Raw genomic sequence first — 15,450 nt, 5'->3', positions numbered from 1 at the left:
AGGGAAGGCCGGGAGGGGTATAATCAACCGGAGGGGTACTCAAGGCATACAGCCGCTACAAAAATACCATTTTCCAGGCGTCAGTTACTCCTCGTGCAGGGCAATGGCGGGTTGAATGTGCGCAGCCTGACGACTGGGGAATAAGGCACATAACGTGACGATGGCATAAATAATCAGAACAGCTATGATGATGGCCATTACATAAATACCTGATGCCAAATCGAACACGTTCAGCAGCGGGAACTGAGCGGCAAAGAGCAGACCAATCAGCATGGCGAACGTAGCCAGCACCCAGATTTCGCCGATAAACTGTGTCGAAATGCCTTTACCCGTAGCGCCGATGGCCCGACGCAGACCAATTTCGCCCCGGCGTTTCGCAATGCTCAGGTTGAGGATGCCAAACAGACCCAACGCTACGTTGATCAGCAGAAACCCTGACACAATAGAAGCAATGATCACCGGCACCAGCACCAGATTGTGCTGGTTTTTACGCGAATCGGTCAGGTAGTTGACCTCCACGCTCCATCCTTTCACCAGTGCCGCTACGTCCTTCACGACTCTGGCTTCAAATACGGCATCCGTTCCGGGCTTCACTTTAACCAGCATGGTGTTGTTCCAGGTATCGCTGGCGCGGACCAGTTCAAAATAAGCGGGTTTGTTGGTCATGAACTCGCCTTTTGCCTTAAAGTTGTCCAGTACGCCAACGACTCTGTACTTATCGTTAATCACTTTTCCCAGCGCGTGTTCGTCGCCGAAGAGCCCTTCTTTGGCTTTTCGATTCAAAACAATTGGCCGGTACTTCCCAACGCTGTCGGCTGGCTGATACCACGCCCCTTCCGCGACGGACATCTCCAGCGTTTTGGCAAAATCCTCGTCGGTTAGGTAATGGTCAGCCAGCACATTCCGCTTGTTGAATTCAATGCCTTCGTTCATCTGATTGGCTGAGAACGGGAAGTTACTGCTCATGCGGGCAACGGATTGTATCTCTCCGTATGCCTTCAGCCGTTGCTGAATTCGCTGCAGTTTGTCAGCAACTTCGGTGGTATCCTGGTTACTGTTCAGGTCGATTGCCCAAACGTTTTCGTAGGAAAAGCCCAGCGGCTCCCGGTAGTTTCCGACGTTGACCACGATCAGCGTAGCCAGGCCGAACAGGACCATAAATGAAGCCCAGATCTCAACGATCAGCAGCGTATGGGCCTTTTTCTTGTTCCAGATGAGTTTAAACAGATGTGAGATCATGATAAAGAGCGAATGAGTGAAAGAGCGAAAGAATGAATGAGCGAAAGAGTGAATGAAGATGTGCTCGCGAATGTGTTCGCTCTTTATGATTTTAATGCTTCGGCGATGCTTAGTTTCGACATCCGGAGGGCGGGTAGTACGCCCGACAGGAACCCGAAAATCAGACAGACGATGATGCTGATGACGAATACGCTTAGGTTGATGGTCAGATCGGCGTAGGCAATCCAGCCGCTGGCATTGATGAAATAAATCACAACGGCCGTCAGAAGCAGGGCAATGGCCCCGCCGATGAACGTAATGAAAATGTTTTCGACGATAAACTGCCAGACCAGCGTTCGGACGGAGGCACCGAAGGCTTTGCGGATGCCGATTTCCGACGCCCGTTCGACAATGCGGCTGACGTTCACATTAACCAGGTTGATGGCGGGCAGCCCCAGTAACATAAACAGAATAAAGAAAAGGATACCGAAGAATATCGTCTTCAGACCGGGGCCGCCGTCCAGAAACGTTCCGATGAAGTTTTGGGCGTACGGTTCCGCCTTGACTTCCAGCGAGGCAAACTTATATCCATCTTCTACGCCTGGCAGCGGAATCCGGTTGATACGGCTTTGAAACTCTTCCTGAATAGCCGGAAAATCGGACTTCTGTTTAGCGAGTACAACGCTTACAAAACCACCCCGCATTCCACTTTTCTGGTAGTTACTTTTGGGGGCGGTATAGGGAAAATATACGTCCGCGTACGTAAAGGGGCGAGTCGCCGGGCTGCCTTTTACAACTCCAATGACCTTGTAGTTAATGCTTTCGATATCGATTGTTCTGCCCACAACCGACTCGGTGGCTTCATCGAAATACTGTTTTCTCAGGTCATCGTTGATCACGACCACGTTCTCGCCGTTGGCAATATTTTGCTCGTTATAAGGTTTTCCTTCCAGGAATTCAAAATCCATAACCCGCCAGAAATTGGCATCGGTAAACTTGGTATTGAGCTTAATTTTCTGCGAACCGACGTATGCATTGGAGCTATTGACAAACGTACTGATGGTGACGCGTTCGGGCGTTTTCAGCGTTTTGACAAAATCCGTCAGAAACTTAAAACTCATCGGCCCCGAACTTCTCCCCGACCGGGCGGAGTCGCGTTGGACCATCTGCATAATGTAGAGCGAGCGGTCCCGTTTGGTTTCCGGGTAATGCGTACCGACCAGATGGTCGATAAACGAAGTCAGCACCATCAGTACCGTCAGGGTCAGGCTGATACCGAAGAGCGTAATGAAGGTATAAAACGGGTGCCGAAGCAGGACCTTCCAGGCGAATTTTATGTAGTTTGTAAGCATGGGGCGCGGTGCCGGGGGCTTGGGATAAATTCAGTCTGTTACGTAGTCAATAGTCGTTGTTGTCATCGCCTGCGCTTAGCTGAAGCTTTCAGCGCCAAGCCCAACCCCCTGATTGCCAAGGATGGAGTCGCCGACCTGCGTACCATCGAACAGGCGAATCAGGCGGTGCGTTTTCTTAGCCATCGACTCGTCGTGTGTCACCATGATGATCGTGGCCCCTTCGCGGTTCAGGTCTTGCAGAATGTTCATGATCTCGTTGCCCATCGCGCTGTCGAGATTTCCGGTAGGTTCATCGGCCAGGATGATTTCAGGGTTCCCGACAATAGCGCGGGCAATGGCTACCCGCTGTTTCTGACCACCCGACAGCTGACGCGGGAAATGCTTCATCCTGTTGCTCAGACCCACTTTTTCGAGCGCTTCCCGCGCATGATCCCGGCGCGATTTTCCATTGGCCGCGCGGTACAGCAGCGGAATCTCGACGTTATCCAGCACCGACAGGTCGTTGATCAGGTGGAAGCTTTGGAAAATAAAGCCAATTTTCTCATTCCGCAGACGAGCCAGTTCTTTGTCGCGGTACGACTGCACCAGTTGACCGTTGATGGCGACGTTTCCTTTTGAGGGTTCGTCGAGCAGGCCCATGATGTTCAGGAGCGTACTCTTGCCGCAACCCGACGGCCCCATGATGGACACGAATTCGCCTTCGCGGATGTTGATGTTAATGTTGTTCAGGGCCAGCGTTTCGATGTTGCTGGTGCGGTACACTTTCTCGATGTTTTGCAGGGTTATCATGGTGCTCTTGGTTTGGCGTAGGGCGGAGGACTCTGGAGTAAAAAAGATCTGATTTCTTCTCGTCCCCGGTCATCAGCCCTTGGCTAGTTGATCTTTTGGTTTGTTTCGAAATCGTACAGGGTTAATAAACGAAGCGTATAAAACGCCTGCCAATAGTCGCGCAGCGCGATAATAGCATCGCGACGGGCGCGGTCTTTTTCCTGGGTAGCAATCCCTAAATCGGTTACGCTCAGGTCGCTCAGCCTGAACCGGTCCTGCGCAATCTGGTAGCGATTTTGCGCAATCTGATCCGCTTTGGCGGTGAGCGCCACCTGCTGGCGCAGCATCTGAAGCAAGGTCACCTGCGTGTAAATCTCCTGCTCAAACGTCAGTTTGTCCTGCTCGACCGACTGCTGGGTTAATTCGCGGTTGGCTTTGGCCGTTTCGACCAGTGCCTGCGCCCGTCCCCAGGTCATGATAGGCAGGGTAAACTGAAGCGATACGTATTCGCGATTCTGTGGCCGGACGTATACGTCTCCCAGGTTTGGCCCCTGATTCGACAGCCCATACCCAACCGTTAAGGAAGCATTCAGGCCATTGTTTTTACGGGCTTTCTCCAGATCGCGGTCCGATTCCAGCAGGCGTCGGCGGAAACCGATGGACCCCGAGCGATTGGCAAACGCTTCGTCGAGTGCCCGTTTTACGTCGACCTGTAGATCAGGGATCCGGTTCGGTATGCCCAGTTCAAGCTGCCGGGGCTGCGCGTTGTTCTCGTCGCGCGTTCCAATAAACGACTTCAGTTTTAACGTAGCAACGGCGGCTGTCTGGCGGGCCGAGGCCAGATCTTTTTCGGCGTTCAGTACGCTCAGTTGCAGTTGCAGCAGATCGTTCTGCGAAATCTTGCCCAGGTTCAGTTTCTGAAGCGCGATCTGGTACAACGTATCGTTGTTCGCCCGGTTGGTTTCGGCAATTTGCAGGTTCACCTGGGCAACCAGCAGATCGAAGTAGAAGCTCGTGGCCGTCAGCGATACCTGTTCGAGCGACTCGATGAACTGCTGATTCCCTTCGGCAAACAGAAGCGGCTGAATGCGCTTATCCCACCGCATCTGGTTGAACTGAAACAAGGGCTGATTCAGGCCAATCCCGAACGGAATACCGTTGTACAAAGTGCTTCCCTGAATGAAGTTATCGAACCGCTGGAGTTGCTTCTGCACAAAAATGCTGCCCCCGGTCAGGGAAATGTTCTGGCTAAGGGATAGGTTTAAAATGGAGTTGTTGTTTGAAATTGGCTCGAAGCGAATGTTGCCGTCGGGCTGAACCACCTGTACATACGAGCGGGTGAAATTGGGCAGCGACCCATCCAGACTTAGCTGCGGTTTGAACGTCGCCAGAAACGAGCGGAACTGCCAGCGATTGGTACGTAGCTGGGTACTGGCTCGTTTGGCAGCAACCGACTGTGCTTGGGCTAGCTGAAGCACCTCCTGAAGCGTAATCGGCTGCGCCTGTCCCACCACCTGACCCGACCCCAGGCAAAAGCTGAATAGAAGTATATAAAAACGGTTCATTCGGATCAGGGCTTTGCGGTTGGCTCGATGGTGATCTCTTCCAGATGCTCGTACTGGCTCAGGTCAGTTAAGATAATCCGTTCGCCTGCCTGCAACCCACTCTTCACTTCGACAAAGTCGAAATTCGACAGGCCGACCGACACGCTGCGCCGATGCGCCACCTTCCCTCCTTTGTCCAGCACATAAACGTACTGGTTACGTTTCCCTTTAAACGCCGGTCCATTGGCTACCCGAACGGCTTTAGCCACCCGATCGGTCACCACAAATACGTCGACTTTCAGATTCGGCCGGAGCGATGCGTGGCGGTTGTTGTCGAGTTGAATGACAAATTGCAGTACGCCGTTCTTCACCGAGGGTTTCACCTGCGTAATGACGCCACGAAGGCTGGTTTCATTGGCTTTGATAATGACGGGCAAACCTGCTTTTACCTGATCGGCATACGTATCGGAGCAGGAACCTTCGACCCGGAAACTGGCCAGATCCGCCAGCTTCGCCAGCATTTCGCCTTCGTTGACCGACGACCCGATGTTCTCGTTGACCCAGGTCAGCACGCCCGGCCGGTCGGCTACGATATCGGCCTGTTTGATCTTGTGGGTCAGTTCTTTGAGATTCTTTTCTTCGATCTGCGCCTGTAGAGCCGTTTCGCGGAGGCTGGCGCTCATCGACTGCCGGTTATAGGTCAAATCATTCTCCAGCTGCTTTTTCTCTAATTCGGCAATGCGCAGGGCATTTTCGGCGCGGGTAACATCTTCGGCGGTGTTCCCCCCTACTTTCTGCAACCGACGGGCATCGTCCACTTCGGCCCGCAGCCGGTTGATGTTCAGCGATTTGATCTGGTCACTAACTTCCGCATCGTACAGGTTCTTATTCAGCCGCATCCGCAGCTGATCGATACTGTTGCGTTTGAGGGCCAGCTGATCGTTGAGTTTTTCCTGTTCGATAATGGTGAGCGACTTATCGAGGTCGAGTATCGCCTGACCGGGTTTAACGGCTGTACCGGGGGTAAGCAGCACCCGCCGGATGCTGGCCCGGATGGGGCTGGTCATGATCTGTTCGTAGGCCGGAATTACTTCGCCGGTAGCGTTCAGCGAATTTTCGACGGGGCCAATCCCGGCCGTTACGGTTCTGATTTTATCGGCTTCAACGGAGGTTTTCAGGGCATCCCGGAACCAGGTCAGGGCGACAGCCACGACGGCGATGGCGGCTCCGGCGATGAGCAGATTTCGGTTGCGGGAACGGGTTACGAGTTCAGGAGCAAGTTCTCTATCCATACGCTTATACGCTTTGCATATAGACAGCCAAATAGCGTACCAGCAGATAAAAATTTAATAATCAATAGCTTACACCAAATTATCAATTCAAAAAACGTGCGATTTCGCACACCGTTTAGCGAAATCGCACAGCAATACAATTTATATAAAAACTGCCGCTAGTAGATTAATGCCGCGATCCAGCAGACGATCCAATAGCTTAAACGAAGTCCTGAGCTTACATAACCACAACCGCTTTTCCAATTACCTTGCGGTCCATCATATCCGTCAGCGCCTGCGGGGCTTCGGCCAGGGTATATTGCCTGTAAATGTGCGGAGCCAGTTTGCCCTGCATCGCCCAGGACGCAATCTGCTGCATGTTGCTGACGCTCAACCCGGGCTCCATCCGGGTGAACTGCCCCCAGAATACGCCAACCAGCGCGCTTCCTTTCAGCAGTGCCAGATTCAGGGGGATGCGGGGAATGTCGCCCCCGGCAAAGCCGACTACCAAATAGCGTCCGCGCCAGGCCAGCGACCGGATAGAGGGTTCGGCCCATTTGTCGCCAACGGGGTCATAAACCACATCAACGCCTTTACTCAGCGTAATTTCTTTGATACGTTCGCGGAGATCCTGCGTCGAATAGTTGATCAGGTGATCAGCGCCCTTTTGCTGACAAACCGCCAGTTTCTCGTCCGTGGATGCAGCCGCGATAACGGTAGCGCCCATCCGCTTAGCCAATTCAACGGCGGCTAAGCCCACGCCCCCGGCAGCCCCGAGCACCAATACGGTTTCGCCCGGCTGAAGCTGCGCCCGGTCTTTCAGGGCATGGTAGGACGTACCGTAGGCATATATCGTTGATGCGCCCGTCACAAAGTTCATCTGGTCCGGAATCGGCACCACGACATGGGCGTCTGTAACCAGTTCTTCGGCCAGGCCGCCGTGGGAGCCAAAGGCAAAGACCCGGTCGCCGGGTTTAACATGCGTTACGCCCTCGCCAACGGCTTTCACTACGCCCGAAGCTTCGCTCCCCGGCGAAAAAGGCAGGGACGGCTTAAACTGGTATAAATTGCGGATGGTCAGGGTATCCGGAAAATTCAGGCTGCACGCTTTAACCGCAATCAGCACCTGTCCGGGTCCGGCCGCTGGTGACGGAATATCTTCAAAGGTTAGCGTATCGGGTAGCCCATAGGCTCGGCACAAAATGGCGTTCATACAACGTACTGGTTCGGGTTTGTCGATCGCTAAAGGTAGAAAGAAAGCGTACATAGTCCGCGCAGCAGCAACGACCTGATTGAGCTGACAATGCGCGAACCTGGCCGAATTGCGTACTGATTCTTAATCTATGCGTATATTCGTAGTGGGTAGCGTTGTTACTTTTACGTTTATATGTCCGGAGAGGCAGTACTATTTATATACCTGGGTGCGGTCGGGTCGATCTTTCTGTTAAATGCCGTACAATGGAGCTTTTTCCGGGATTGGGTGTACGGGCTCTTCACCTTACAGACCTTAATCTGGTTTGCCCACTCAGCCTTTAATCGACTGTCCGGAGATGATATTCCGCTGAGCGAGGCTCAGAACATGGCAGTCTATACGGCCGCGTACGGTTCAGTCCGCATCCTCTACCTGGGGCTGGTTAACCGGCTCTTCGATTCGGTTCAGCACCATTTCCGGCTAAGGCATACGCTTCGCTGGGGGCAATTGGGTATTGGTCTGTTTATGCTCATAGCGGTGGTGATTATGTTAGTCGATGAGCCTTGGCAGCAGTCAGTCAGCGGTCGGTTCACGCTGGCGATCTACTGGTGCCTGCTCATGAGTACGAGTCTGGTCGGAGGCTGGGTAGCGGCTAAACGCCGGGATATGGTCGGCTGGCTGTTTTTGATCGGTAGTGTTCTGTCAATTGTGCACGAACTGAACAACCTGTTTTATTACATTGGCTACCCCTGGACATTACCTACTGATCAGCCTTCTGTTCAAATGCACATACGGATACTGGGTGGTGGACGTATCCTGCAACTGCTGTGCTTTTCGCTGAGTCTGGTTTTCCGGCAGCGTCAGCTTGCCATTGCCCAGGCCGTTGAACAAACGCGCCAGGCTGAGCAGTTGATTCAGGAACGGCTGGAAACCGAACTGGCAGTACGTAGGCTGGAACAGGAAAAGACCGATGTGCAGTTGCGGGCGTTGCAGGCCCAGGTTAATCCTCATTTTTTGTTTAACAGCCTCAACTCGCTATCGTCGTTGATCGACGACAATCCGGAGCGGGCCACTCAATTTGTCGATCAGCTCAGCCAGGTGTACCGGTATCTGCTGCGGGCCAACGAACAGCCCCTGACAACGCTGGCCAGCGAGCTCGATTTCATTCAGTCGTACTACCATCTGCTGAAAACGCGGCACGGGGATGGTCTGCTCGTCAGCATTCGCGTTGATCCGGTGTACACCGCCCGGCTGCTTCCCCCGCTCACGCTTCAGCTGCTGGTCGAAAACGCCGTTAAGCATAACGTCATCCTGGCAAAACGTCCGTTACACATTACCATTGTTACAGACCCGGACGGGTATCTGACGTTAACCAATACCCTGCAACGCAAGCGAACGGCGGTGCTGTCGAATGGCGTGGGGCTGTCCACGATACTAACCCAGTACCAAACGCTCAACCAACCCGCTCCGGATGTTTTCGTTGATGACGATACGTTTACGGTGCGCATTCCGCTGATTCATCCTGTAGCTGTACCCGTTTAAACGCGACGTAGCGTACTCGTTGTCCTATCCAGAAGACTATCATGCGTAACCTGTCTCTCTTCCTTTTTTCGATTCTCGTGGCCATCACCGCCTACGGCCAGAACGGTATTATTGTGTTCCAGTCCGATTTTGGCGTGAAAGACGGAGCCGTTTCGGCCATGAAAGGCGTAGCCTTCGGCGTATCGCCTGATCTGAAACTCGTCGATCTGACGCACGAGATTCCGCCCTACAACATCTGGGAAGCCGCGTATCGGCTGTATCAAACCGTGCCTTACTACCCGGCCGGTACCGTGTTCGTGTCGGTTTGCGACCCCGGTGTGGGCACCGAACGTAAGTCGGTTGTGCTGCGTACGAAGTCAGGCCACTACGTGGTCACACCCGATAACGGTACGCTTACGCTCATCGCCGAGCAGCTGGGTATTGACGAGATCCGGCAGATCGATGAAGCCGTGAACCGGCTGAAACAGTCGAACGAGTCCTACACCTTTCATGGCCGCGATGTGTACGCCTACACGGCCGCCCGGCTGGCCTCGCATACGATTACGTTCGGGCAGGTTGGTCCGGCGCTGCCCAGCGACGTATTACGTATCCCCTACCAGAAACCGGAACTGACGAAGGGCGTATTGAAAGGCAACATACCCATCCTCGATCCACAGTACGGCAATGTCTGGAGCAACATTCCCCGCAGTCTCTTTGCGCAATTAGCTGCTAAACCTGGCAGCAGTGTGCACGTACAGGTGTTTCACGGTCGGCAGAAGCTGTACGACAAGCGGGTGCGGCTGGTGAATACGTTCGGCGAAGTGCCCATCGGTACCGACGTAGCGTATTTCAACAGCCTGCTCAATTTTTCGCTGGCCGTTAACCAGGGTAGTTTTTCCGATAGATACAAGGTACAGAGCGGTGCCGACTGGCAACTCTGGGTCAGCCCGTAGCCGCCGTTTTCGCTACGTATCGTATACTCACCTGAGCCACGCCATCCAGAAGAAGCGTGGCTCAGGCGTTTGAAGCGGTTTATGACCTTAAGCGACGGACCAGGTACAGGTGCGGTGCCGGTCAATAGGGTGTGCACGTAGCATTACCCTATTAATTTCACCGGTTAACATCTTTTCTAAACTTATGGGCAAACAAGTTGTTAGGAGCGGACTGTTTGCCTGTCACGAACAGGTAGGAATTTGTCGTGATCGTTTACTCGTCCGTCGAGTCATAGCCCCTTTGTTTCAACATTATGGAAGCCATTAAAACCAAAGCCTACGGAGCCAACGCTTCGCTTATCGACTCGCTTAGTCGTCTGTCGCGGATGGATATTGAGCGGAACACGACGAAAGAAGACGAAGTCCTGATTGATATTCTGTACTGTGGGGTGTGTCATTCGGATCTGCACCAGGTCAGAAACGACTGGGCCAACACGGTTTACCCCTGCATTCCCGGTCACGAGATTGTCGGAAAAGTGGTTCAGGCGGGCAGCGCCGTCACGAAATTCAGCGTCGGCGACGTAGTAGGCGTTGGCTGCATGATCGATTCCTGCGGTCAGTGTTCATCCTGTCAGGAAGGGGAAGAAAATTACTGCGAAGGCCCCGTAAGCTGGACCGCTACGTATAACGGCTACATGAAACCCAACGGCAACGGCTTCAATACGTTCGGGGGCTATTCAACCAGCATCGTCGTGAAAGAGTCGTTTGTCCTGCGCATTCCCGATACCCTCGACATCAGCCGGGCCGCGCCAATCCTGTGCGCGGGCGTCACTACGTACTCCCCATTGCGGCACTGGAACGTAAAAGAAGGCGATTCGGTCGGCGTTGTCGGCATCGGTGGCCTGGGGCACATGGCCGTTCAACTGGCGAAAGCTATGGGCGCGCAGGTAACAGCCATAACGCGCAGTGACGAAAAAGGGGCTGCGGCCGAAGCACTGGGCGCGCACGAGGTGTTGATCGAAAGCGACAAAAAGGCGATGGAAGCTCATGAACTTGCCTTCGATTTCCTGCTGGTCACGATCCCCGACCCGTTCGATGTGAGTGCTTACGTCAATCTGCTCAAGAAAAACGGTTCGCTGGTTACGGTCGGTCTGCTGGGCAAGTACAAAAGTCCGCTCAACAATATGGATGTAGCCATGCACCGGCGCAGCGTAGCGGGTTCGATCATTGGCAGCATTGCCGAAACGCAGGAAGTGCTGGATTTCTGCGCCGAGCACGCCATTCAGCCCCAGACAGAGCTTATTGCCATGAAAGACATCAATCAGGCCTTTAGTCGGATGATGGACGACGATATTCAGTTTCGGTTCGTGATCGACATGCAATCGCTCAAAGACGAAGAATAAAAAACAACCAGGTGACCCGTCTGTCTGCGCGGGTCATCGACGCATCCCTAATCAATGAATTCCGTTATGAATCAAACGTATGTAAAGGCATTTGGCATCGGCGTCATCGCTGGCATGCGCGCTATCGTTGCCCCGGCCCTGTTAAGTCGTAAACTAGTGCGTACCATTCCCACCAAACAACCCGCTACCCCCGTTCAGTACCTGGCCCAGCCCACCACCTCGCTGGCCCTGAACGTACTGGCCGCTGGCGAACTGGTTGGCGACAAACTCCCCAATACCCCAAAGCGTACCGTACCCGCTCAGTTTAGTGGCCGGGTTGCGTCGGGGGCTACCTGCGGGGCTTTCGTGAGTCAGGTCGAAGGGGCCGGTGCGCCGGTGGGAGCCGTTCTAGGTGGCCTCGGCGCAGCAGTGGGTACGCTGGCTTTCTTTCAACTGCGGCAATGGCTCACGCACGAAGCAGGGCTACCCGATCTGGCAGTCGCCCTGGTTGAGGACGCGCTGGCAATTGGCGTGGGCTGGTCGATTGTGAACCAGATTGAAGCGGCTCCGCAGCCCTCCTGACCCGTTCAAAGCACGGCTGAAATCCCAGATACAAGCCTGGATTCAGCCGGCCAAACACAATGGCCGATTTATGGTTTTAGGTTGCATCTACGGCTTATTCAGTATCTGATGCGTTGTAGATAAAAAGTCAACATCTAACCAATCATCGTTATGCCACGAGGAGATAAATCTGCGTATACTGACAAGCAAAAACGTCAGGCTGAGCACATCGAAGAAGGCTACGAAGACCGTGGTGTGCCCGAAGAAGAAGCCGAACGACGGGCGTGGGCAACCGTCAACAAAACCTCCGGGGGCGGCAAAAAGAGCGGTTCAGGCCGTGGTCACGCCGAAAACAAAGAACCTGCTCACAAAGGAGGACAAAAAGGCGGGGCCGCTTCGGCTTCCCGAACGGCGGAGGAGCGTTCAGCCTCGGCTAAGAAAGCGACAGCCACCCGGAAGCGCAACGCCGAACACGCCAAAAGCTCGTAAACCCATTCGGCCGAGCGTACCAGACAACCCCGTTACGTATTGGAACTGTACTCAGCTACGATTCCGATACGTAACAGGGTTAATCCATTAGTCATTCCTTAACAGCCCGAAGCCGATCACGGCGAAACACCGTACCGGGGTTCGGGTAAGCTGAGCGGCCGGAAAGCGCTGATCACCGGGGGCGATTCGGGGATTGGCCGGGGCGTAGCGATCGCCTTTGCCCGCGAGAGGGTCAATGTGCTCATATCGTACCTGAACGAAGACGAGGATGCTCGTGAAACCGCCCGTTACGTAGTAGAAGAAGCGGGCCGCAAAGCCGTGCTGGTGCCGGGCAACATCAGCGAAGAAGCTCATTGCCAGTTAGACATTCTGGTCAACAACGCTGGGTTTCAGATGGCCCACGGGTTACTTCAGGAGATTTCCAGCGAGGAATGGGACCGGATATTCCGGACCAATCTCTACGCAATCTAGTACCTCTGCAAGGCTGCCGACCAACACCTGAAACCCGGCAGTACGGTAGTCAATACAACATCGGTGAACGCCTATAAACCCAGTCCGATCCTGCTGGCCTATGCAGCCACGAAAGGAGCCATTCAGAATTTTACGGCAAATCTGGCGCAGGTATGGGCCGAGAAAGGCACTCGGGTGAACTGCGTAGCGCCCGGCTCTATCTGGACATTCCTCATCCCCTCGACCAGGCCCGAAAAAAGGTAAAAACGTTTGGGCAGGATGTGCCTTTACAACGACCCGGCAACCGGTCGAGCCTGCGCCGATTTATGTTTTGCGGGCTTCGAATGATTCGAGTTACATGACTGGCAGCCCCGTGCAGGTTACCGGCGGCACACCCACCATTTAATCCGTTACGTCGGTAACAGGCAATGCGCATTGCCTGTTACCGGGAAGATTACCTCTTCGTTCTCCTCACAAACCCAGCATAATACAACCGGTCCGTTCGTTGTATAGACGATACCGTCGAGACTGCACGAGTTGTCTTGTGAACTATTCCCTGCTGAACTGGTCTGGTTAGTTAATCCTCCAACTGCGACGCGCAGTTGGAGGATTAACTGAAACGCATTTTATTTCTTTCTTCAACACCTGAAAGCCCTGATTGGTAAATCCATCCGGCTACGGCTAGTAAAATTAAATTTAAAGGCTGAGGGGTTCGTCTCCGCACGGCTATAGTGAACGATATACGCAGTATTTGTACATTTGCAGATTGTCTGAGTGCATTACGTATGACGGCTGCTCACCCTGCCCGATTTCTCCTTCTTAATGCGTTTTACTTTTTCTCACAATTCCTTATGCAACGTAATTTCCGTTGTTTCCTTTTATGCCTTGTGCTCACCGCATTCCGGGTGTCGGCGCAAACCAATGAGTTACCCTATACTACCGTTAACCTTCAGACCCTAACCGATTTTAGACCCACTGGCAGCAACTGGAAAATCGTGGGCGACGTGTTCTACGATCTCAACACCGCCGGGAAAGGAAAAACCGGATCAGGTACGGGTATTCTCGTCAATGATCTCTCCGGAAAAAGCAAAGATCATCTGTTCACCAAAATGGAACATGGCGATATTGAACTGGAGCTTGATTTCATGATGGAGAAAGGCTCGAACTCCGGTGTGTACCTACAGGGGCGTTACGAAGTTCAGCTATTCGACAGTTGGGGGGCAAAAGTGCCCCGCTCCACCGACTGTGGAGCCATCTACGAACGCTGGGATGAAAGCAAGCCCGAAGGGCAGAAAGGCTACCAGGGTCACCCGCCTACGCAGATCGTCAGCAAAGCCCCCGGCCTGTGGCAGCATATCAAGATTGTGTTTCGCGCACCCCGCTTCAACGAAAAAGGCGAAAAACTGGCTAACGCCCGGTTCATTAAAGTGATCCAGAACGGCGTAACGATTCATGAGAACATCGAAGTAACCGGCCCAACCCGCGCATCGGCATTCCAGGACGAGAAACCCACCGGCCCACTCGTAATTCAGGGGGATCATGGTCCGGTGGCTATCCGAAATATTCGCTACAAGGCGTATGGCATCGAGCCCGTTACGCTCACGAACCTCAAGCTCCGGGCCTACGACGGTAAGTTCAAATCGGTAGCCGACTTCAACGCGCTCACGCCGAAACGGGAAATGGACATCGACGTACTGGCGCACTCAGCGCCCGGCAGCCGCGATAATTTCGGAGGTAAAATCACGGGAACGCTTCACATCCCCCGGTCGGGCGAATACCTGCTGTCGCTCAATCTGCCCTGGATTCCCGCCGAAGTAAACAAATCGGTACGTAACGGAGCGGGCGAACTGACCATCGCTGGTAAGAAAGTGCTGACGATCGATACCGAAGATGGCGGGACAGCGGCTACCAAACTCAACCTACAGGCGGGTGACTTCCCCCTTGAACTCGCCTATTACAAAAACTTTGGCTTGTGGTACGCCCGCAGCAATGACATCACGCTGGCCGTCGAAGGGCCCGGTGTTCAGTATACGGTGCTCAACCCCATCATCCGGGCGGCCGATCCGGTCGGCGAGATTTCGTTAGCCGTGAAGGGCGAGCCGGTGATGCAGCGGGGCTTCATGAATCACCGCGGCAAAAAGCATACGCATACCATTTCGGTGGGCGAACCGGGATTCGTCAACTATACCGTAGACCTGGCGAACGGTGAGTTCCTTCAGATCTGGCGGGGTGATTTTCTGGAAACGACGCCTATGTGGTACGGCCGGGGTGAAACCCAGCTCTCCGTACCCATGGGAAGCGTAATCGAACTGTCGGGTAAGCCGTCGCTGACGTACCTGGCCGACAAAAACGCAGCCTGGCCCGATTCCAACGCTACATATACAAACCTGGGGTATGACGTCGATAAAAGTGGGCGCCCGGTATTCAAATACAGCGTAGGAGCCGCCAGCGTTCGGGAGTCGTTTGCGGCCGAGAACGACGGGCAGAAGCTGACTCACACGTTTCAGGTAACGCCCGGATCAGCCGCGTCGACACCCGGCGAACTCTGGTGCCGGGTAGCCGAAGGGAGCACCATCACCGAGCTTCCGAACGGATTGTACGCCATTAACGACAAGCAATACCTGATTGAATTACCCGGAAAGCAGAAACCGGTTATCCGCAGTACAGCGCAGAACACCAAAGAACTGTTGCTGCCCATCAGCGGAAAAGATAAAGCCGGGCCTGTTACGTATTCAATCATCTGGTAATCGCTCAACTTCCTGACAGTTCC

The 15,450-nt window shown here is 53.9% G+C and carries 13 protein-coding genes and 1 pseudogene; 7 read left to right on the top strand and 7 right to left on the bottom strand.

Annotated elements, in window-relative coordinates:
* Positions 1-84 precede the first annotated feature (84 nt).
* The 6 genes from ACYVBJ_RS16385 to ACYVBJ_RS16360 form a co-directional block, all read right to left on the bottom strand.
* Entirely contained in the window at positions 85-1,239 is a 1,155-nt protein-coding gene (locus tag ACYVBJ_RS16385) for an ABC transporter permease (protein WP_460983386.1), read from the bottom strand.
* An 83-nt stretch (positions 1,240-1,322) separates the two neighbouring features.
* Entirely contained in the window at positions 1,323-2,570 is a 1,248-nt protein-coding gene (locus tag ACYVBJ_RS16380; RefSeq protein WP_460983385.1) for an ABC transporter permease, read from the bottom strand.
* Positions 2,571-2,645: 75 nt separating this feature from the next.
* Entirely contained in the window at positions 2,646-3,359 is a 714-nt protein-coding gene (locus ACYVBJ_RS16375) for an ABC transporter ATP-binding protein (RefSeq protein ID WP_460983384.1), read from the bottom strand.
* A gap of 83 nt (positions 3,360-3,442) precedes the next feature.
* On the bottom strand, positions 3,443-4,903 hold the full coding sequence (locus ACYVBJ_RS16370) for a TolC family protein (RefSeq protein WP_460983383.1): 1,461 nt from the start codon (positions 4,901-4,903) through the stop codon (positions 3,443-3,445).
* 5 nt (positions 4,904-4,908) lie between these two features.
* Entirely contained in the window at positions 4,909-6,174 is a 1,266-nt protein-coding gene (locus tag ACYVBJ_RS16365; RefSeq protein ID WP_460983382.1) for an efflux RND transporter periplasmic adaptor subunit, read from the bottom strand.
* A 217-nt stretch (positions 6,175-6,391) separates the two neighbouring features.
* On the bottom strand, positions 6,392-7,366 hold the full coding sequence (locus ACYVBJ_RS16360) for an NADPH:quinone oxidoreductase family protein (RefSeq protein WP_460983381.1): 975 nt from the start codon (positions 7,364-7,366) through the stop codon (positions 6,392-6,394).
* A 174-nt stretch (positions 7,367-7,540) separates the two neighbouring features.
* Between ACYVBJ_RS16360 and ACYVBJ_RS16355 the strand changes: the two genes are divergently transcribed.
* The 5 genes from ACYVBJ_RS16355 to ACYVBJ_RS16335 all read left to right on the top strand — a co-directional run bounded on the left by ACYVBJ_RS16355 (position 7,541) and on the right by ACYVBJ_RS16335 (position 12,230).
* Entirely contained in the window at positions 7,541-8,887 is a 1,347-nt protein-coding gene (locus ACYVBJ_RS16355; RefSeq protein ID WP_460983380.1) for a sensor histidine kinase, read from the top strand.
* A 41-nt stretch (positions 8,888-8,928) separates the two neighbouring features.
* A complete protein-coding gene (locus ACYVBJ_RS16350; protein ID WP_460983379.1) occupies positions 8,929-9,819 on the top strand; it encodes an SAM hydrolase/SAM-dependent halogenase family protein in 891 nt (296 codons plus the stop codon).
* Positions 9,820-10,112: 293 nt separating this feature from the next.
* Positions 10,113-11,201, top strand: a complete 1,089-nt coding sequence (locus ACYVBJ_RS16345; protein ID WP_460983378.1) for an NAD(P)-dependent alcohol dehydrogenase — start codon at positions 10,113-10,115, stop codon at positions 11,199-11,201.
* Between the two features lie 66 nt (positions 11,202-11,267).
* Positions 11,268-11,762, top strand: a complete 495-nt coding sequence (locus ACYVBJ_RS16340) for a DUF4126 family protein (RefSeq protein ID WP_460983377.1) — start codon at positions 11,268-11,270, stop codon at positions 11,760-11,762.
* 150 nt (positions 11,763-11,912) lie between these two features.
* On the top strand, positions 11,913-12,230 hold the full coding sequence (locus tag ACYVBJ_RS16335; RefSeq protein WP_460983376.1) for a plasmid stabilization protein: 318 nt from the start codon (positions 11,913-11,915) through the stop codon (positions 12,228-12,230).
* Positions 12,231-12,346: 116 nt separating this feature from the next.
* Here the strand turns inward: ACYVBJ_RS16335 and ACYVBJ_RS16330 are convergent, their stop codons facing one another.
* Positions 12,347-12,475: a hypothetical protein gene (locus ACYVBJ_RS16330; RefSeq protein WP_460983375.1), complete on the bottom strand. Its 129-nt coding sequence runs from the start codon at positions 12,473-12,475 to the stop codon at positions 12,347-12,349.
* Between ACYVBJ_RS16330 and ACYVBJ_RS16325 the strand changes: the two are divergent.
* Positions 12,423-12,944 (top strand): annotated as a pseudogene (locus ACYVBJ_RS16325) (SDR family oxidoreductase). The gene ACYVBJ_RS16330 and the pseudogene ACYVBJ_RS16325 overlap by 53 nt on opposite strands.
* A gap of 623 nt (positions 12,945-13,567) precedes the next feature.
* Positions 13,568-15,427: a 3-keto-disaccharide hydrolase gene (locus ACYVBJ_RS16320; protein ID WP_460983374.1), complete on the top strand. Its 1,860-nt coding sequence runs from the start codon at positions 13,568-13,570 to the stop codon at positions 15,425-15,427.
* The last annotated feature ends 23 nt before the right edge of the window (positions 15,428-15,450 follow it).

The organism is Spirosoma fluminis, from assembly GCF_054778895.1.
This window is presented reverse-complemented; position numbering and strand designations above follow the sequence as displayed.

What these genes read in the sequence shown, in the direction of transcription:
- ACYVBJ_RS16385 (WP_460983386.1), bottom strand. Translation starts at nt 1,239, where the DNA reads ATGATCTCACATCTGTTTAAACTCATCTGGAACAAGAAAAAGGCCCAT.
- ACYVBJ_RS16380 (WP_460983385.1), bottom strand. Translation starts at nt 2,570, where the DNA reads ATGCTTACAAACTACATAAAATTCGCCTGGAAGGTCCTGCTTCGGCAC.
- ACYVBJ_RS16375 (WP_460983384.1), bottom strand. Translation starts at nt 3,359, where the DNA reads ATGATAACCCTGCAAAACATCGAGAAAGTGTACCGCACCAGCAACATC.
- ACYVBJ_RS16370 (WP_460983383.1), bottom strand. Translation starts at nt 4,903, where the DNA reads ATGAACCGTTTTTATATACTTCTATTCAGCTTTTGCCTGGGGTCGGGT.
- ACYVBJ_RS16365 (WP_460983382.1), bottom strand. Translation starts at nt 6,174, where the DNA reads ATGGATAGAGAACTTGCTCCTGAACTCGTAACCCGTTCCCGCAACCGA.
- ACYVBJ_RS16360 (WP_460983381.1), bottom strand. Translation starts at nt 7,366, where the DNA reads ATGAACGCCATTTTGTGCCGAGCCTATGGGCTACCCGATACGCTAACC.
- ACYVBJ_RS16355 (WP_460983380.1), top strand. Translation starts at nt 7,541, where the DNA reads ATGTCCGGAGAGGCAGTACTATTTATATACCTGGGTGCGGTCGGGTCG.
- ACYVBJ_RS16350 (WP_460983379.1), top strand. Translation starts at nt 8,929, where the DNA reads ATGCGTAACCTGTCTCTCTTCCTTTTTTCGATTCTCGTGGCCATCACC.
- ACYVBJ_RS16345 (WP_460983378.1), top strand. Translation starts at nt 10,113, where the DNA reads ATGGAAGCCATTAAAACCAAAGCCTACGGAGCCAACGCTTCGCTTATC.
- ACYVBJ_RS16340 (WP_460983377.1), top strand. Translation starts at nt 11,268, where the DNA reads ATGAATCAAACGTATGTAAAGGCATTTGGCATCGGCGTCATCGCTGGC.
- ACYVBJ_RS16335 (WP_460983376.1), top strand. Translation starts at nt 11,913, where the DNA reads ATGCCACGAGGAGATAAATCTGCGTATACTGACAAGCAAAAACGTCAG.
- ACYVBJ_RS16330 (WP_460983375.1), bottom strand. Translation starts at nt 12,475, where the DNA reads ATGAGCACATTGACCCTCTCGCGGGCAAAGGCGATCGCTACGCCCCGG.